Consider the following 16,972-nt stretch of genomic DNA (forward strand, 5'->3'; position numbering starts at 1 on the left):
GTGCGCAGGTCAGTGCGGTGACCTACAGTGAAACCGGAGGCGTCCCCAGTTATCTCCACCGTAAGTGGGGGCGTGTCCGCTTAGCAAGCTCGGAGGACTGCGAAGAGGGGATGGCGAGCACTGATGACCGACGGAACGCCTCGGCCGCTGCGGGCTGACGCACGGCGGAACAGGGAGAAGATCCTTACGGCCGCCGTACGCGTCTTCACGACGGAGGGGCTGGATGCGCACCTGGAGCACATCGCCAAGGAGGCAGGCGTGGGCAGTGCGACCCTGTACCGCAACTTCCCCACCCGGGAGGCCCTGATCGAGGCGGTCTACCGCAACGAGGTGGCCCAGCTGTGCGATGCCGTCCCCGCTCTGCTCGCGCAGAAGCCGCCGGCAGAGGCACTGCGCGCGTGGACGCGCCTGTTCCTGGACTACGTCACCGCCAAGTACGGCATGATCGACGCCCTGCGCGCCATCGCCGCGGGTGGAAGCAACCCTTATGGTCACAGCCGGGAAATGATCCAGGCCGCCATCACCTCACTCATGGACGCTTGCACGGCCGCCGGGGTGATCCGCACCGATATCCGGCCCACCGACATCGGCGCCGCACTGGAAGGCATCGCCCTCACCTCGGCGGGTGCCGAACACCGGCAGCAAGCGGAGCGACTGCTCGACGTCACCCTGGACGGCCTCACGGTCCGCCCGTGAGGACTCCGTCGAGGCGCGGGACGACGGCAGCGGGAGATGACCGCCCGAGACCCTGCGGTGGTGGAGCGCCCCCCCAGGCCCACCCGGCGCCGGGGGAGCCGGCAGACGGCCGCGGGCGGGACCATCCGGGCCGAACGGCCGCGCCCCGGCGCCTGACCGTCCGCCCTACTGGAAGGCGCAGCCCGGGTTGGGGGCGTCCTCGGAGAACGGCGAGCCGTGCGGCAGCACGTACCACACGTCGAGCACGACCGGCGTGTCGCCGAGGTTGCGGCCTATGTGCACATGCCCGGGCCCGGCGGGCTCCTTGATCGGCGAACCCGTCCGGTACACGCCGTCCGAGGCGCACGAGGAGTCGAAGTGGCTCAGCGTGCCCTGCCTGACCACGCCGTAGAGGGGGCCGTCGTGGTAGTGCCAACCGGTGCTCTGGCCCGGCGGGATGGTGATCTCGCGCAGGGTGTAGTCGGTGCCGTCGACGGTCCGCTCGGTGATCGTGCGGGCCGTCACCCCGGGGCCCGACGGGGTCGCCCCGGCCGTGCCGCAGGTCAGTACGGTGGCGGCGGTCACGGCGCCGATCAGGGCGCCGCGCGGTGCTGTGCGCATACGGATGCCTCCCGGGAAGCGAGGGATGTCGGCGCGAACATAGGCGCAAAGCGATCAGGCTGTGGCCGGAACCGGTCAATCCCTTTCAGGAAGCCGCGCGTTGGCACCGTCCGTCACCCCTCGCCGCCGTCCGCCGCGACCTGCGCGAGGGTGCGTCCGGTGCGCACCGAGCGGGCCCGCCGGGGGTCGGGGGTGCCGTGCCCCGTGCCCGCCGGCCCCTTGCGCACCAGGAGCCAGGCGTCCTCCCCGTCCCTGCCCCGGAAGCGGGTCAGGGCGTACTCGCCGCGCAGCTTGGTGCCGTGCAGCCGGAACGTGGCGTGCCCGCGCTCCAGCGACTCGGCGAAGTCCACCGGCCGCCCCCGCCGGTCGTGGCTCAGCGGCTCGTACGTCCCGCGGTCCCACACGATCACCGTGCCCCCGCCGTACTCGCCCTTCGGGATCACGCCCTCGAAGTCCTCGTACGCCAGCGGATGGTCCTCGGTGGGCACGGCGAGCCGCTTGTCCCCGGGGTCGGCGGACGGTCCCCTCGGCACCGACCAGGACTTCAGGACGTCGTCCACCTGGAGCCGGAAGTCGAAGTGCATCCGGCGCGCGTCGTGGATCTGCACCACGAACCTCGGCCGGCCGCCGTCCCCGGACGCCCGCCCGCCCGAGGGCTCCCGGGTCCGCTCGAAGTCACGCTTGCCGCGGTACGTCCGCAGCCGGTCCTCCGCTGCCACGTGCGGCTCCTTCCGTGCGTCCGCCTCACGGGCCCCGGGTACCCCCTCGCCGGCGGAAGGCTCAGAACTCCTCGTGGGTCTCCGGGTCCCCGCCGAGCCGGCGCGCGGCGTGCCGGGCGACCGCCGCCATCTGGTCCGAGTCCAGCTCGAAGCCGAAGACGTCCAGGTTGACGCGCTGCCGCTCGGGATCGGCCGACTTCGGGATGGGCAGCGCGCCCAGCTGGAGGTGCCAGCGCAGCAGCACCTGCCCGGGGCTCACACCGTGCGCCGCGGCGATCCGGGTGACCTCCGGGTCGGCCAGCAGATGGCCGCCCCGGCCCAGCGGGCTCCAGCTCTCGGTGAGGATGCCCTGGTCCGCGTGGAAGGCGCGCAGCTCCTCCTGCGGGAACAGCGGATGCAGCTCGATCTGGTTCACCGAGGGCAGCACCCCGGTCTCCTTCTCCAGGCGCACGATGTGCTCCGGGGTGAAGTTGGAGACGCCGATCGAACGGACCAGGCCCTCCTCCCGCAGCCTGATCATCGCCTTCCAGGAGTCGACGTACTTGCCGACCCGGGGGTTGGGCCAGTGGATCAGGTACAGGTCCACGTACTCCAGGCCGAGGCGCCGCCGGGACTCCTCGAAGGAGGCCAGGGTCTCCTCGTAGCCGTGGTGGCGGCCCGGGAGCTTGGTCGTGACCACCACGTCCGCGCGGGGCACCCCGCTGCCGGCGAGGGCCCGGCCGACACCGGTCTCGTTGCGGTAGTTCGCCGCGGTGTCCACCAGCCGGTAGCCCAGGCCGAGGGCGTCGCGTACGGCCCGCTCGGCCGCCGTGTCGTCCAGCGGCCAGGTACCGAGGCCGATGGCGGGGATCGCCGTGCCGTCGTTGAGCGTGTGCGCCGGTATGCCGTTCACGTTGGGACCTTCCCTCGACAGTGTCGTACCCCCAGCCTCATGGAAAGGGCCAGTGGTGATCAACCGGACGGGCGGGAGGCAGCGGCGTCCGACGGCTGCGTCGAGCACCGGCCGCAAGAGAGCGTAGCGAGGTCCTTTCACGCGCCAGCAACGCGCCGCGTCCGGGGCCGGGTTCTGGGACCGGGTGCCCGGATGGACCCGTCCGTGAAGGCGGCGATCGCGGCCCTGGTCACCTGGGCGTTCGCCATCACCCTGCTGGCCGGCGGAGGCGGTGGAGACGCGGACGGGCGTTTCACATCCGGACACGTAATGATCGGTTTGGCGCTCGTCTGCACCTGCCTGATCGGACTGGTGGCCAGTATCCTGCGGCAGATCCAGAACACCTACACGCCACGGGAACATGCGCTCTGGCCCGGAACGGCCGCGGTTCTCGGGGCCGTCGGCATCGTATGGGGCCTGGTCCTCATCGCCGTGCACAGCCGGCCCTCCCAGTTGTCCGCCGCTTTCGTGCTGATCGGGCTGGGCCTCATCTGCTGGAGCATCCTCAGCAAGGTACTGCTGCTCGCGCTTGTCTGGCGGCGGACAGCCACCCTGGCGAACCGGGTTCCGCTGATTCCGGTCGGTACTGCCCTGCTCTGCCTCTTCCTCGCGGCCTTCCTCTTCGAGTCGGGCGAGTCCGCGGTACTCGTGGCCGCCCGCGTTCTGATCGGGCTCGGCGCCATCTGCTTCTCGTTGTACTCCATCGTCTCCATCTTGGAGAGCGGAACCAGTGGTGCCCGAAACGGTGCGAGCGGTGCGGCCGGCACCGAGGCGCCGAGCAGGGACACCAGGGCGCGGGAGTAGCGGCGAACTGGCCGGCCCGCCGGGGGAGCGGTCAGCGGGGCCGTGCCCCCGCCCGAGGAAGTACGAGCACGCCGAGAAGCCCTGGCATGCTCGTGGTCTCAACTCGACGGCCATGAAGCGCTCGTCCAGGACACGTTCTTCAGGGGGCGGTCGGTGGGTTGGTGTCCCAGTCCAGGCGCAGGATGGCGAGGTCGTCGGTGTGCCGGCCGGCGTTGAGGGTGCGGGTCCGGTTGATGAGCTGGTCGAGGTGCGTGCCGGGGTCCGGTGCGTGGATGGTGTCGATGATCCGCAGGAGGCCTTCCACTCCGAGCCGGGCGCCGGTGCTGTCCGCGTAGCCTTCGATGAGGCCGTCGGTGTAGGCGATGAGCGCGCCACCAGGCGGCAACGCGAGGGTGGTTGCGGGCCACTTGCCCAGTCCGGGCGCGATGCCGAGGGCGATCCCGTGGGCCGTGTCGATCTCTTGGGCTCCCTCGGCGGTGATGAGAAGGGGGGCGTGGTGGCCGGCCAGGTGCAGGGTGAGAACGCGTGTTTTCGGGTCCAGGGTGATGAGGGTGCAGGTGGTGAACAGATCGCTGTTGGCGCGTTCGGCGATGTGGATCTGTTCCAGCAGGCTGAGCAGTTGCTGGTCGCGGTGCCCTCCGAGGGTGAGCGCGCGCCAGGCGATGCGGAGGCAGACGCCGAGCGCGGCCGCGTCGGGCCCGTGGCCGCTGACGTCTCCGATGACGGCGTGCACCTGCCCGTCGTCGGTCTGGACGACATCGAGGAAGTCGCCTCCCAGAAGGGCCTGTGCCCGACCGGGGTAGTAGCGGCTGGAGGTGGTGACGGCTGTGGAGGTCAGGAGAGGTTCGGGGAGCAGGCCGCGTTCCAGGCGGGCGTTCTCCTCGGCCCGCAGGCGTCCGATCTGCAGGGCGGCGTTGGCGCGTTCGGCCTGCTTTCGCTGGACGGCGTAGCGGACGGCGCGCTGCATCAGGTCGGGTTCGACCTTGCCCTTGACGAGGTAGTCCTGGGCGCCGGCGGCGAGGGCGTCGACTCCCGCGCGGGGTTCGTCCAGGCCGGTGAGGACGATGATCGCGGCGTCGGTGTCCGGCTGGATCGCCTGGACCGTCTTCACCCCGGAGGCATCGGGCAGGTGCAGGTCGAGCAGGATGCAGTCGACGGGGCCCGTGGCGAGTGCCCGGCGCGCTTCGGCGGCGGTGCGGCAGCGCGTGAGGGTGTGGGACAGATCGGTGTCGTAGAGGAGCTCTTCGACGAGGAGGGCGTCGCCGTCGTCGTCCTCGACCAGAAGGAGGCGCAAGGGCAGCGTGCGGCCTGCGACTTGTTCCGTCACGGCTGCGTCGTTCTCTGCGCGGACGCCGGAGTGCTCTCGGCGGCGGGAAGGGTGAAGACGACACGGGTGCCCAGCGTGTAGTCGCGGTCGATGTGGATCTTTCCGCCGTGGAACTCGACGACCTTTCGGCACATCGCCAGGCCGATGCCAGTGCCCGGGTAGGCGTCCTTGGTGTGCAGGCGCTGGAAAAGGACGAATACCTTCTCCTGGAACTCCGGGGCGATGCCGATGCCGTTGTCGCTGACCGCGAAGTGCCAGGTGCCGTCCTCCAGGACGGCGCTCACGTGGATGTGGGGCGTCCGGTCGGGGCTGCGGAACTTGACGGCGTTGGACAGCAGGTTCTGCCAGAGCATGCCGAGCTGGGTGGGGTCCCCCACGACGGTGGGGAGGGCGTCGTGGGTGATCTCGGCGCCGGTCTCCTCAATGGTCACGCTGAGGTTGTCCAGGGCCCTGGCCATCAGGTCCTCCAGGTCGACGGCCTGGTGATCGTTGTACTGGCGGCCGACCCTGGAGAAGGCCAGCAGGTCGTTGATGAGGCTCTGCATGCGGTTGGCGCCGTCGACGGCGAAGGTGATGTACTGGTCGGCCTTCTCGTCCAGCTGGCCGCCGTAGCGGCGCTGCAGAAGCTGGGTGAAGCTGGACACCTTGCGCAGCGGTTCCTGCAGGTCGTGGGAGGCGACGTAGGCGAACTGCTCCAGCTCCGTGTTGGACCGCTTGAGATCCGCGGCCTGTTCGTCCAGGAGAGCGCGGGATGCCTCGGTGAACTGCAATTCCTCCAGCAGGCGTCGGCGCATCGACTCGACGTCCGCGGCCAGCTGGCGCAGGTCGGCGGGTCCGGTGCCGGTGATGGAGTGGTCGAAGCGGCCCTGCGCCACGTCACGGGCGTCGGTGCCGAGACGGCTCAGCGGCCGGGTGATGCCGCGGCGCAGTCCCTCGAAGACCAGCGCCGCGACCAGGAGGATGACGACGGCGATGACGGCGAACATCCAGTTCCGCAGGGTGACGGCCTGGCGCAGGTCCTGGGTGGCAGTGGCCCGCTCGGTCTGCAGGTGGGCCTGCTGGCGTGCCAGGGCGTGCCGCAGCGAGTCGAACGCGGTCTTGCCTTCCGTCGCCCGTTCCGTGGCGATCTTCACGGCGTCCTGGGCGGAGGCGGCCGAGATGGGCCGGGCTATGCGCTGCTGCCAGGTGCCGCTCAACCTCTCGATCTCGGCCAGGTCGGCGCTTGCCTGGGCATCGTTCCGGACAAGCGGACGCAGCTGTCGCAGGGTGGACTTCTCGTCCTTCACGCCCTGCGTGTAGGGCTGGAGGAAGTCCGAGCGGCCCGACAGCCCGTATCCGCGGATTCCGGTCTCCTGGTTGACCAGGGCCTGCTCCACCCGCATCGCGTCGATGAGGGCGGGAGAGCGCCGGTCCACCAGCTCCGAGGTGATCTGCGACGTCCGCCACATCGCCCAGCCGCCCAGTGATCCCAGAACGGCCAGCACGACCAGGGTGGTGGCGACCCCGGCCCGCAGCCAGCGCCGGGTGGTCCAGCGGGAGAAGGCACCCTCGTTCTCGGACGGCTTACTGCTCATTGCGGTTCGAACGTCTCCCTCGGTGATCCGGACCGTGTCTCGGCACACGGCAGAATCACTCTACCCGCGGCCCGACAACACATGTTGTCCAAGGTGAGATCGGCAACGTAGGGTGGCCCCATGTCTGGTCCACCTTCCGTGCCGCGGCCATCCAAGGAGACGGCCGCACTCGTCACTCAGGTGGTGGACGAACTCGCCCGGCATCTCACACCGGACACCGTCCACCCACCAGCCGAAGGCGCCGACGCGATCGACGATGCGCGCAGGCGTGCGCTGGAACGCCTTCACGTCCTCGCGGACGTGAAGGAGGCCGTCAGACGTCTGGAGGACCAGGCCGCCCACGCCGCGGCCGCGAGCGGTGCGGGCTACCCCGAGATCGGCCAGGCCCTGAGCATGAGCCGTCAGGGAGCCCGGCGCCGCTGGCCCGGGCTGATCACCAACAGCACACACCGTCGGACCCACTCACCCACACCCCGGAGCTTGTGAACCATGGCCGCCGCCGCAATCCGCCCTTATGACGTGCTGCTGGTCGAAGACGACATCGCCGACGCGATGCTCATCCAGGACGCCCTCTCCGAACGCGGAGCCCGCAACCTGACCCAGGTCTCCGACGGCGTCGCGGCCCTGGACTACCTGCGCGACCCGGACAACCCACGTCCCGATCTGATCGTGCTCGACCTCAACATGCCACGCATGAACGGCCGGGAGTTCCTCGCCGTGGTCAAGGAGGACGCCGCACTGCGGACCATCCCGGTCGTCGTACTGACCACCTCCGCCGCCCCCGATGACGTCTCCGGCGCGTACCGCCACCACGCGAACGCCTACGTCACCAAGCCGGTCAACCTCGAAGAGTTCGAGGCGGCGGTCCGCAGCATCGACACCTTCTACCTGGACGTCGCCGTCAAGCCCCCGAAGGAGTAGAGCACCGCCGCCGATCCCACACCGGCATCGGCGGCCACACACCCACCAGGCGCGTCACCAACCGAGGGGCAGGTGCCGAACCGGGAGGACCGAAGCGCAGCGCGCCTGCCGGACCCAGCGCTTGGCGCAGGCACCCCGCGCGGCCGCTGGACAGCGGTGCGGGCGAGGGGGGACGGGGGCCGCGGCAGTGCCGCGCCCGGCCGCCCCGCGGGCATCGCGCCCGGCTCGCCCCGGCCCCGGCTTACCAGACGCCGGCCCGCCGGGGAGTCAGCCCGCCGGCCGCCAGCCGAGCGCGGGACCCAGCTTCGTCGCCATGTCGGTGAGGATCTGCACGTAGTCCTCCTGCTCGAAGGTGAACGGCAGCGCGAAGGCGACCTCGTCCACCTCGCGGAACGCCGCGTCCGCGCGCAGCCGTTCGGCCAGTTCCGCGGCGGGGCCGACCAGGTCCGGCGCGAACAGCAGCCGGGCCGGGCCCTGCGGCGCACCGGTGCGGGGCAGCCGACGGGCCGCGTACTCGGCGTACTTGGCGCGCTGCGCGGACGTCGCCGAGTCGGTGGGGATCACCACCAGGCCCTGCGAGACCCGGGCCGCCGCGCCGTCGGGGTGGTGCGCCCGGAACTCCCGGACGAGGGACCGCTGGATCTCCGCGAAGTCGTACGGCCCCTCCGGATCCTCGGCCTTGACGACGCTGCTGGTCAGGAAGTTCATCCCGTGCTCGCCCGCCCAGCGCGCGGAGCGGAGGCTGCCGCCGCCGTACCACAGCCGCCGGGCGAGCCCGGGGGAGTGCGGCTGCACCACGTCGCTGAACACCTCGAAGCCCTCCACCCCGGCGACGTCGCCGGCCGGCTTGCCCCGGACCAGGTCGAGCAGCCGCCGCACCCGCGCGTATCCGAAGTCCTCGGCGCCGCCGCTGTCCGGGTACAGGGCGTCCCGCACCCGGTCGTAGTGCGTCGGGGTGCCCACGCTGACGCCCGGGTTCAGCCGTCCGCCGGACAGCACGTCGACGGTCGCCAGGTCCTCGGCGAGCCGCAGCGGGTTCTCCCAGCCCAGCGGGATCACCGCCGTACCGAGTTCGATACGGCGGGTGCGCTGGGTGGCGGCGGCGAGGACGGCGACCGGGGACGAGATGCCGTACTGGAGGTGGCGCTGGCGGACCCAGGCGCTGTCGAAGCCGAGCCGCTCGCCCAGTTCGATGATCTCCAGCGTGGACTCGTGGCCCCGCGCCGGGTCCGCCGGGTCGAACAGGCCGATGGTGAGGAAGCCCAGTCTGCGCAGGGGACGGGGGACGGACGGCACGGGCTCCTCCGGCGGTCGTACATCGGTTCGGTTCACTTCCGAGTCTGACAGCCGAATGTGACAAGCGTGTGATCGGTTTTCGGGCGCCGGCGCCGATCACTTCGGCGGCCACGAAGGCTTCCCGAGCCGACACCCCTCCCGCACAAGCCGGTTCAGAGCGGCAGCGGGCCGACCCGGGGCCGGGCACCGGCGAAGAGCAGGGCGCCGCGCCGGTCGCGGAACCTCTCGCCGGCACGCTCCAGGATCTGGCGACCGCGCTCGGTGCGCCCGAGCAGCAGCGAGGCGACCAGGTTCTTGACCAGCACCGGCGGCACCGCCCAGGGCAGCGTCACCGGTATCCGGAGCCCTTCGAGACTCTGCCTGCCCAGGAAGCACCTCAGCATGCCGAGCAGCCGGGCCCGTGCGTAAGCTGCCCGCAGCCGGTTCGGCCGGCCCTCGGTCAGCCGCCGCTGCCCCTCCAGGATCGCCTCGGTGAGGTCGGCGCCCGCCGGGGTCTGGCCGTCCTGCGCCAGCAGCACGTGGTAGTTGAAGACGTTCTGCTCGCGTTCGGTGTCGAACAGCCAGTCCTCGTCCACCCCGAGCAACAGGCCGACGTACTTCCACAGGTGCATCACGGCCCGCGCGTCCTCGGCGCTCACCCACCAGCCGAGCGCGCGGGCACCGAGCAGCAGGGTGCTGTTGAACAGGCCCAGCGTGCCGGCCCGGTCGGACTGGTTGACGGGCAGCCCCCATTCGTGGACGTCCCAGCGGCCGTTGTGCTCGAACCGGTCGTTGACGAGCGCGTGCATCACCCGGACGTGGACCGTGAGCCGGAACCCCTCCCCGTCGCGTCGCAGCCCGCCCGGCCGGGCGACGGCGTTGCTCCACGTCTCCGTCTCGCCGAGCCGCCGCATGGCCGTCGCCCCCGACAGACCGCCCGTGGCCACGAGCAGTTCGGCGGGTCCGCCGAACCGGTAGCCGCCGATCAGGGACAGTTGCAACAGCACGTCGCTCGCGGTGCGGCCGAGCCGCCGGATCACCCCGGCACCCCGCTCGACCAAGTCGAAGTCCACCCACGCGGGCACGGCGTCGACCAGCGAGAAGAACCGCACCAGCTCCGGCGGGGCGTCGGGGACGGCCTGGATCCCCTCCCGCAGCGCCCGTTCGAACTGGGCCATGGTGACGCGTTCGGCGCCGGGGCGGCCGTCCCGGCGCATGGCGCGTACCAGCGCAGCCCCCGGCTCGTCGCGGGCGTACATGCGGCGTCCGATTCGGTCGAGCAGCTCCTCGTCCACGTACCGGACCCCGGCCACCCGGCGCAGGATCCGGCCGATGCGCCGGCCCCGCTCCTCGGCCCGGCGGAAGCGGCGCGGATACGCAGACGCCGCGGTCGCCTCCTGCGCACGGGGTGTCGTCACGTCTCGATGCTGACACGGATGACGAGGCGCGTTCAATCGGCCCCGGCCTCCGGAGGACCGGCCCCGGCCTCCGGAGGACCGGCCCCGGCTTGATCGGAACAAGGGGCTCTAAGCCGCCGGGGCCTCGCGGCCCGTCGCCGAGGCGAAGCCCAGCCAGGTGTGCCGGTTGCCCCACCAGCACCAGCCCACCTTGGGGGCGTCGCGGCGCTCCCGGCCGTCGCGCCCGGTGCCGTTGCTGATCCAGAGCGCCGGGGTGCGGGAGTCCAGGGTGCCGTCCGCCTTGCGCAGCCGGGAGCCGATGGTCATGAAGCAGTGGTTGCGCTCCAGGGCCTCCGGCTGCTGGAGCACCCAGTGGATGCCCTCGGTGAGCAGCAGCGGGGTGCGGCGCCGGGCGGTCAGCGCGGGCAGGGCCTCCGCCGGGCTCCAGTCGGCCAGGTGGTCGCCGCGGTCGAGGCCGGTCACAAGGTAGAGCGGGGCATCGGGAAGGGTGCCGGGGTCGAGCGGGGCGAAGAGGTCGACGTCGGTCATGTCGGTGACGACGAAACCCGGTTTGCCGTCGCGGCGGAGCAGCGGGGCGAGGGCGGAGGCGGGGGCCAGGTCCGGGTGCACGGCGAGCAGGGCGCCCGCGCCGCCCGCGAGGGCGTCGGCGCGGGCGGCGAAGGCGCGGACGCCGGCGGGCGCCAGCCCGGCTGCCTCCGGCACCCCGCACTCGATCAGCCGCTCGGCCTGCGCGCTCGGGGCGGGGAGCGGCGGGAGGGAAGTGGTGGTGGGCACGGTCTCGGACACGATGCTCCTCGGCACGGCAGCGTGGGTGGACCCCCGCACAACGAGCCGGCCCACCGGGGGGTTCCCGCGGGCGGGAACTGTCAGCGGGGCAGCGCGCCGAGCCACTCCACGAGCAACCGGTTGGTCTCGTCGGGGCGTTCCTGCTGGATCCAGTGGCCGCAGCCGTCCAGGACGTGGGAGGACACCAGGCCGGGCAGCGTGACCGGGAACGCCTTGATGGCGCCGCCCAGCCATGACGTGGTGGCGTCCAGGGCGCCGCCGAGGAAGAGGGACGGCTGGGTGAGCGGCGCGCCGTCGTAGTCGGCGAGGTCCGCCCAGTCGCGGTCCATGTTGCGGTAGCGGTTGAGCGCGCCGGTCATCCCGGTCCGCTCGAACTCCCCGGCGTAGACGTCGAGATCGTCCTCACCGAGCCACGCGGGCAGCCGGCCGGCCGGGAAGCGGTCGCGCAGCGTGCCGCCCCGGCTCGCGAAGTACGGCACGGGGGCGTCGGGTCCGGGCATCGTGTCGGCGGACAGGGCCGCGTAGAAGCCGGCGAGCCAGCCGCGCACATCGGGCTCCATCTCGGCCTCGGCGCGGCCCGGCTCCTGGAAGTAGGAGATGTAGAACTCCTCGTCGCCGCCGCTCATCGAGGCGAAGACCTCGGTGGGGCGGGGCCCGCTGCGCGGGGAGTACGGAACGCTGAGCATCGCCACCGCGGGGAAGACGTCCGGCCGGACCAGGGCGGAGCCCGTGGCGATGGCCGAGCCCCAGTCGTGGCCGACGATCACCGCCGACTCCTCGCCCAGCGCGTGCACCACGGCGACGTTGTCCTCGACCAGGTCGAGCAGCCGGTACGCGTCCGTCGCGGCGGGCCTGGAGGAGCGGCCGTAGCCGCGCACGTCGATGGCGACCGTCCGGTATCCGGCCGCGGCGAGCGCCGGCAACTGGTGGCGCCAGGAGTACCAGGACTCCGGGAAGCCGTGCACCAGCAGCACCAGCGGTCCGCTGCCCTGCTCCACGAGATGGATCCGGCCGGCCGGCGAGGGGACCAGCCGATGCGTGAACTCGGTGGGGTGGTGAGACATGCGCCCTCCTGTGGGCAGGTCGAAATCGGCGTGTTTCAGGGGGTCCGGTGCGCCGTTGAGGAGATGGCGCGCGCGGTCGCGGCTCCGATGGCGGCGTTGACGGTGGCGCCGTCCGAGCCCGGCCGGGACCTGGTGAAGACCGCGGCGGCGTACCGGCGGCCGTCCGGGAAGGAGACGGCGCCGGCCTCGTTGCGTACGATCCCGGCCAGGCCGCCGCTCTTGGCCGCCACCCGCGCGGGTGCCCGGAACGCGCTCGGGGTCCGGTGCCGGGTGAGCCGGCGGGTCATGAGGCCGCGCACCCGGGCGCGGGCGTCGGCGGTGCCCGCCTGCCCGCTCCGGATCAGCCGGAGCGGCGTGACCGTGTCGCGCGGTGGCGTGGGGGTCCCCGCGCCGGGTCTCGACGTTCCTGTCGTCGCCGGTCGTCCGTCGGCGCGGGACGGCTTCCGGGCCGGCGCGCGGTCCGGTCCGCGGGCCCGAGGTCCCGCCCGGCACTCGGGTTGTCGCGGCTGGTCGGCATCAGCACCACCAAGTCCCGCAAGGACAGCACCGCGTCGTTTTCGAACGGTGACACCCCGACCGGCCCCGGGGTCCGCTCGGCGGCGCCCGGCACCACCCGCTCCCGGGGGTCGAGCAGCCCCTCGGCGAACCAGGTCTCGGCCACCAGCGCGATCAGCACCTTGACGACCGAGGCGGGTACCACGGGTTCGTCGGCGCGCACCCCGAACTCCGCGTCCCCGTCCAGGGAACGGGCCGGCGGGGAGCCCGTGCACCCCGCCCGCTCGAAGATCACCCGCACCTTGTCGTCCGCCATGCGGTCGATCATGCCAGGGCGGCGCCGGGGGGACGGGCCCGGTCGGCCCGCGCCAACGAGTGTTTCGTGAACGTGAATTGGCGGCCCGGGAAGCGCACAGCGACATCATAGGGAAAACCCTCGATTGGCTTCCGACCTGGTGACATGGACGGGTCAACACTGTCATTCTCCCTGCGCACGCTGATCCCCCACGGTCGGATCACGCACCACGGTCCCCGCACAGCGCAACCCTCCGGACAGCAGACCCGGCTGCCCGGTCCCTCACCGGCCGCGACCCGGCGGCCTTTGCAGGAGGAGTAAGAGTGAGACCCCACAGACCCCTTTCTCACGGACATCTGCCCCAAGGGCGTCCCTCCCGCAAGCGGGCCACGGTCGGAGCCGCCCTGCTCTCCACCGCGGCCTTTCTCGCGATCGGCATGCAGGCCGTCCCGGCGACCGCGACGCCCGCCGCGCACCACCTCAGCCCCCTGCGCACCGGTGCCCTGGAGGCCAAGCTCAGCCCGGCGCAGCACAAGGCCCTGATCCAGAGCGCCCAGGACAAGACGGCCGACACCGCCCGCACCCTCGGCCTCGGCGCCAAGGAGAAGCTGGTCGTCCGGGACGTCGTCAAGGACGCCGACGGCACGCTGCACACGCGCTACGAGCGGACCTACGACGGTCTGCCCGTCCTCGGCGGCGACCTCGTCGTGCACACCCCGCCCGCCTCGCTGGCCGCCGGGACCGTGACCACGACCTGGAACAACAAGCACAAGATCGCGGTGTCCTCGACCACCGCGACCGTCGCCAAGTCGGCCGCCGAGAGCAAGGCGCTGAAGACCGCCAAGGCCCTGGACGCCGCCAAGCCCGCCGCCGACAGCGCCCGCAAGGTGATCTGGGCAGGCGACGGCACCCCCAAGCTCGCCTGGGAGGCCGTGATCGGCGGCTTCCAGGACGACGGCACGCCCAGCAAGCTGCACGTCATCACCGACGCCACCACCGGCAAGGAGCTGTACCGGTACCAGGGCATCGAGACCGGCGTCGGCAACACCCGCTACAGCGGCCAGGTCTCGCTGACCACGACCCAGTCCGGCTCGTCGTACACCCTGACCGACGCCACCCGCGGCGGCCACAAGACGTACAACCTGAACCACGGCACCTCCGGCACCGGCACCCTGTTCTCGCAGAGCAGCGACACCTGGGGCGACGGCACCAACTCCAACGCCGCCACGGCCGGCGCGGACGCCGCCTACGGCGCCCAGGAGACGTGGGACTTCTACAAGAACACCTTCGGGCGCAGCGGCATCAAGAACGACGGTGTCGGCGCCTACTCCCGCGTCCACTACGGCAACGCGTACGTGAACGCGTTCTGGGACGACAGCTGCTTCTGCATGACGTACGGCGACGGCAGCGGCAACAACGACCCGCTGACCGCGCTGGACGTGGCGGGTCACGAGATGAGCCACGGTGTCACCTCCAACACCGCGGGCCTCAACTACAGCGGCGAGTCCGGCGGTCTGAACGAGGCCACCTCGGACATCTTCGGCACCGGCGTGGAGTTCTACGCCAACAACAGCTCGGACCCCGGTGACTACCTCATCGGCGAGAAGATCGACATCAACGGCGACGGCACGCCGCTGCGTTACATGGACAAGCCGAGCAAGGACGGCGGCTCGGCGGACAGCTGGTACTCGGGCGTCGGCAACCTCGACGTGCACTACTCCTCGGGTCCGGCCAACCATATGTTCTACCTGCTGTCCGAGGGCAGCGGCACCAAGACCATCAACGGCGTGACCTACAACAGCCCGACCTCCGACGGCGTGGCCGTCACCGGCATCGGCCGCGACGCGGCCCTGCAGATCTGGTACAAGGCGCTGACGTCGTACATGACGTCCAGCACCAACTACGCCGGTGCCCGCACCGCCGCCCTCAACGCGGCCTCGGCGCTGTACGGCGCCAACTCGGCGCAGTACGCGGCCGTCGGCAACGCCTTCGCGGGCATCAACGTCGGCAGCCACATCACCCCGCCCAGCAGCGGCGTCACCGTCACCAACCCGGGCAGCCAGTCCTCCACCGTGGGCACCGCGGTCAGCCTCCAGGTCCAGGCGTCCAGCACCAACAGCGGCGCGCTCACCTACAGCGCCTCCGGCCTGCCCACCGGCCTGTCCATCAACAGCTCCACCGGTGTGATCTCCGGTACGCCGACCACGGCCGGGACCTACAGCACCACCGTCACCGTGAAGGACTCCACCGGCGCCACCGGCACCGCGACCTTCACCTGGACCGTCAGCACCAGCGGCGGTGGCGGCGGCTGCACCTCGACCCAGCTGCTGGCCAACCCGGGCTTCGAGTCCGGCAACACCGGCTGGACCGCGAGCAGCGGCGTGATCACCAACGACACCGGTGAGGCCGCGCACGGCGGCTCCTACAAGGCCTGGATGGACGGGTACGGCACCTCGCACACCGACACGCTGTCCCAGTCGGTGACGATCCCCGCGGGCTGCAAGGCGACCCTCTCCTTCTACCTGCACATCGACACCGCCGAGAGCGGCAGCACCGCCTACGACAAGCTGACGGTGACCGCCGGTTCCAAGACCCTGGCGACGTACTCGAACGCCAACGCGGCCTCCGGCTACGCCCTGAAGACCTTCGACCTGTCCTCGCTGGCGGGCCAGACGGTCACCCTGAAGTTCAACGGTGTCGAGGACACCTCGCTCCAGACCAGCTTCGTCGTGGACGACACGTCCCTGACCACCGGCTGATCCGCGCCACCTGAACACGAGGGTCCCGCTCCCCGGCAGCCGGCCGGGGAGCGGGACCCTTTCGGCGTGCTCAGCTCATCGGATACAGCGTGAGGTACGCCTGCTGCGGAGCGCCGTCGTTCACCAGGGACTCCTGGTTGCCGACGTCGTCGAAGGCGAACGCGTAGGCCTTGCCGTCGGCCATCTGCCCGTGGACCGCCCGCGCGTACTGGTTGGTCACCGCGTCCTGGTAGAAGTCACCGGGGGTGGTGTCGGGCTGGTTCGGATCGGTCAGCAGGGTGGAACGGTTGAAACCGGCGCACAGCGTCCGGGAGATGGGCCCGCGGACGTCGTCGTTGGGCGCGTCCAGCAGCTTGTGGCAGCCGAACACGCTGTCCGCGTCCGGCTTCTGGAAACTGGTGACGACCGCGCCCGAGGAGTCGGTGAAGTTCATGACGCCGCCCGAGACCCGGCCGTAGAACTTCTTGGAAGGCTGGTCGGCGAACGGCGTGACGGTCAGCGTCGACGTCGTGTACTTCTGCCAGACCCGGTTCACGTAGTCGTCCATCACGCTCGCGGGCAGCGCCCCGGTCTCCACGCCGTACAGCGGCGAGAGCGCCCGCAGCACCGTGCCGTCCGCCCGCGTCTGGACGAGCCCGGACCAGCCGCCCGACTGGGCCCGCAGGGCGCTGAAGAAGCCCGACCAGCCGCCCGGTTTCAGTTGGCCGGTGGTGCTCACGGTGCCGTCGGAGCGCCGCACGCCGACGGAGTACGGCGCCGAGAACATGTCCACCTGGGTGCTGTTGAGCCACAACCCGGAGTCGTTGAGCGTGTACTCGGACCAGTTGAAGAGGGTGTCGCGGTTGGGGTCGGAGGGGTTCTGCACGGCGGGCTGCACCAACCCGCCGGTGGCGAGCCGGAAATCCAGCTTCCGGCCGTAGGAGAAGTAGATCCGCCCCGAGAACTTGGGGATGCGGATCGTCAGCGACTGGCCGGCGGCCGGGCCGGCGATCGCCGCGTCCGGCGCGGGAACGGGCGGATTGCCGCCCGCGGGCCAGGCGTGGAAGGTACCGCCCGCGTCGGCCCAGCCCTGCCGTCCCGAGGACAGCTGGGTGCCGAGGTCGTAGAGGTACACGGGTTCGGCGCGGCCGGAGTTGTTGGTGACGGTCAGCGCGATGGTGTCCGGTACGGCGGCCGCGGCGCGGTCCTGGGCACCGAACGCGAGCGCTCCGCCGAGGAGTGCCGCCGTGGCAACCAGCGCTGCCGCGGGGCGAGTCGATATGTACGGCACTCTCCACCTCCGTGTGGGGTCGGGGTCGTACGGACCTC

General features: G+C 71.5%; 16 protein-coding genes and 1 pseudogene. 5 read left to right on the top strand and 12 right to left on the bottom strand.

The window, feature by feature from the left end; genetic code table 11:
* Positions 1-123 precede the first annotated feature (123 nt).
* Positions 124-696: a TetR/AcrR family transcriptional regulator gene (locus HZZ00_RS14280; RefSeq protein WP_180332540.1), complete on the top strand. Its 573-nt coding sequence runs from the start codon at positions 124-126 to the stop codon at positions 694-696.
* 165 nt (positions 697-861) lie between these two features.
* Here the strand turns inward: HZZ00_RS14280 and HZZ00_RS14285 are convergent, their stop codons facing one another.
* The 3 genes from HZZ00_RS14285 to HZZ00_RS14295 all read right to left on the bottom strand — a co-directional run bounded on the left by HZZ00_RS14285 (position 862) and on the right by HZZ00_RS14295 (position 2,907).
* On the bottom strand, positions 862-1,296 hold the full coding sequence (locus HZZ00_RS14285; protein WP_180332541.1) for a cupin domain-containing protein: 435 nt from the start codon (positions 1,294-1,296) through the stop codon (positions 862-864).
* Between the two features lie 113 nt (positions 1,297-1,409).
* The gene (locus HZZ00_RS14290; protein ID WP_180332542.1) at positions 1,410-2,015 is read right to left on the bottom strand and encodes a DNA polymerase ligase N-terminal domain-containing protein; all 606 of its coding nucleotides are present in this window, start codon (positions 2,013-2,015) and stop codon (positions 1,410-1,412) included.
* 61 nt (positions 2,016-2,076) lie between these two features.
* On the bottom strand, positions 2,077-2,907 hold the full coding sequence (locus HZZ00_RS14295; RefSeq protein WP_180332543.1) for an aldo/keto reductase: 831 nt from the start codon (positions 2,905-2,907) through the stop codon (positions 2,077-2,079).
* Between the two features lie 204 nt (positions 2,908-3,111).
* Between HZZ00_RS14295 and HZZ00_RS14300 the strand changes: the two genes are divergently transcribed.
* A complete protein-coding gene (locus tag HZZ00_RS14300) occupies positions 3,112-3,750 on the top strand; it encodes a DUF2776 family protein (RefSeq protein WP_180332544.1) in 639 nt (212 codons plus the stop codon).
* 139 nt (positions 3,751-3,889) lie between these two features.
* Here HZZ00_RS14300 and HZZ00_RS14305 read toward each other — a convergent pair whose 3' ends face one another.
* Both HZZ00_RS14305 and HZZ00_RS14310 read right to left on the bottom strand, forming a co-directional pair.
* A complete protein-coding gene (locus HZZ00_RS14305; protein WP_180332545.1) occupies positions 3,890-5,077 on the bottom strand; it encodes a PP2C family protein-serine/threonine phosphatase in 1,188 nt (395 codons plus the stop codon).
* On the bottom strand, positions 5,074-6,651 hold the full coding sequence (locus HZZ00_RS14310; protein ID WP_180332546.1) for an ATP-binding protein: 1,578 nt from the start codon (positions 6,649-6,651) through the stop codon (positions 5,074-5,076). The genes HZZ00_RS14305 and HZZ00_RS14310 overlap by 4 nt, the downstream gene beginning before the upstream one ends.
* 120 nt (positions 6,652-6,771) lie before the next feature.
* Here HZZ00_RS14310 and HZZ00_RS14315 point away from each other — a divergent pair, with 120 nt between their 5' ends.
* Together HZZ00_RS14315 and HZZ00_RS14320 are read left to right on the top strand one after the other, a co-directional pair.
* Positions 6,772-7,137, top strand: coding sequence for a hypothetical protein (locus tag HZZ00_RS14315; protein WP_180332547.1), 366 nt, complete (start codon positions 6,772-6,774; stop codon positions 7,135-7,137).
* Between the two features lie 3 nt (positions 7,138-7,140).
* Positions 7,141-7,572 (top strand): response regulator, encoded by a 432-nt coding sequence (locus tag HZZ00_RS14320; protein ID WP_180332548.1) that lies wholly within the window; start codon positions 7,141-7,143, stop codon positions 7,570-7,572.
* A gap of 267 nt (positions 7,573-7,839) precedes the next feature.
* Here the strand turns inward: HZZ00_RS14320 and HZZ00_RS14325 are convergent, their stop codons facing one another.
* From HZZ00_RS14325 to HZZ00_RS39050, 6 genes and pseudogenes are all read right to left on the bottom strand, one after another.
* On the bottom strand, positions 7,840-8,868 hold the full coding sequence (locus HZZ00_RS14325; protein WP_180332549.1) for an LLM class flavin-dependent oxidoreductase: 1,029 nt from the start codon (positions 8,866-8,868) through the stop codon (positions 7,840-7,842).
* 152 nt (positions 8,869-9,020) lie between these two features.
* Positions 9,021-10,265 (bottom strand): oxygenase MpaB family protein, encoded by a 1,245-nt coding sequence (locus HZZ00_RS14330; protein ID WP_219014019.1) that lies wholly within the window; start codon positions 10,263-10,265, stop codon positions 9,021-9,023.
* 108 nt (positions 10,266-10,373) lie between these two features.
* On the bottom strand, positions 10,374-11,051 hold the full coding sequence (locus tag HZZ00_RS14335; RefSeq protein ID WP_180332550.1) for a DUF5701 family protein: 678 nt from the start codon (positions 11,049-11,051) through the stop codon (positions 10,374-10,376).
* Positions 11,052-11,131: 80 nt separating this feature from the next.
* A complete protein-coding gene (locus HZZ00_RS14340; RefSeq protein WP_180332551.1) occupies positions 11,132-12,115 on the bottom strand; it encodes an alpha/beta fold hydrolase in 984 nt (327 codons plus the stop codon).
* Between the two features lie 35 nt (positions 12,116-12,150).
* On the bottom strand, positions 12,151-12,765 hold the full coding sequence (locus HZZ00_RS39045) for a serine hydrolase (RefSeq protein WP_306856188.1): 615 nt from the start codon (positions 12,763-12,765) through the stop codon (positions 12,151-12,153).
* Positions 12,669-12,938 (bottom strand): annotated as a pseudogene (locus HZZ00_RS39050) (serine hydrolase); the annotation flags it as partial. The pseudogene HZZ00_RS39050 and the gene HZZ00_RS39045, both read right to left, overlap by 97 nt.
* Before the next feature lie 404 nt (positions 12,939-13,342).
* On the opposite strand from HZZ00_RS39050, the gene HZZ00_RS14355 reads away from it, so the two are divergent.
* The gene (locus HZZ00_RS14355) at positions 13,343-15,664 is read left to right on the top strand and encodes a M4 family metallopeptidase (RefSeq protein ID WP_180333506.1); all 2,322 of its coding nucleotides are present in this window, start codon (positions 13,343-13,345) and stop codon (positions 15,662-15,664) included.
* A gap of 70 nt (positions 15,665-15,734) precedes the next feature.
* On the opposite strand, the gene HZZ00_RS14360 is transcribed toward HZZ00_RS14355, so the two are convergent.
* A complete protein-coding gene (locus tag HZZ00_RS14360; protein ID WP_180332553.1) occupies positions 15,735-16,934 on the bottom strand; it encodes a glycoside hydrolase family 64 protein in 1,200 nt (399 codons plus the stop codon).
* Positions 16,935-16,972 lie beyond the last annotated feature (38 nt).

Source organism: Streptomyces sp. NEAU-sy36 (genome assembly GCF_013423905.1).
Taxonomy (GTDB): domain Bacteria; phylum Actinomycetota; class Actinomycetes; order Streptomycetales; family Streptomycetaceae; genus Streptomyces; species Streptomyces misionensis.

Bases quoted from the DNA above. Each gene is read 5' to 3' on its own strand.
- HZZ00_RS14355 (WP_180333506.1), top strand. From the start codon at position 13,343: ATGCAGGCCGTCCCGGCGACCGCGACGCCCGCCGCGCACCACCTCAGC.
- HZZ00_RS14280 (WP_180332540.1), top strand. From the start codon at position 124: ATGACCGACGGAACGCCTCGGCCGCTGCGGGCTGACGCACGGCGGAAC.
- HZZ00_RS14340 (WP_180332551.1), bottom strand. From the start codon at position 12,115: ATGTCTCACCACCCCACCGAGTTCACGCATCGGCTGGTCCCCTCGCCG.
- HZZ00_RS14285 (WP_180332541.1), bottom strand. From the start codon at position 1,296: ATGCGCACAGCACCGCGCGGCGCCCTGATCGGCGCCGTGACCGCCGCC.
- HZZ00_RS14310 (WP_180332546.1), bottom strand. From the start codon at position 6,651: ATGAGCAGTAAGCCGTCCGAGAACGAGGGTGCCTTCTCCCGCTGGACC.
- HZZ00_RS14320 (WP_180332548.1), top strand. From the start codon at position 7,141: ATGGCCGCCGCCGCAATCCGCCCTTATGACGTGCTGCTGGTCGAAGAC.
- HZZ00_RS14315 (WP_180332547.1), top strand. From the start codon at position 6,772: ATGTCTGGTCCACCTTCCGTGCCGCGGCCATCCAAGGAGACGGCCGCA.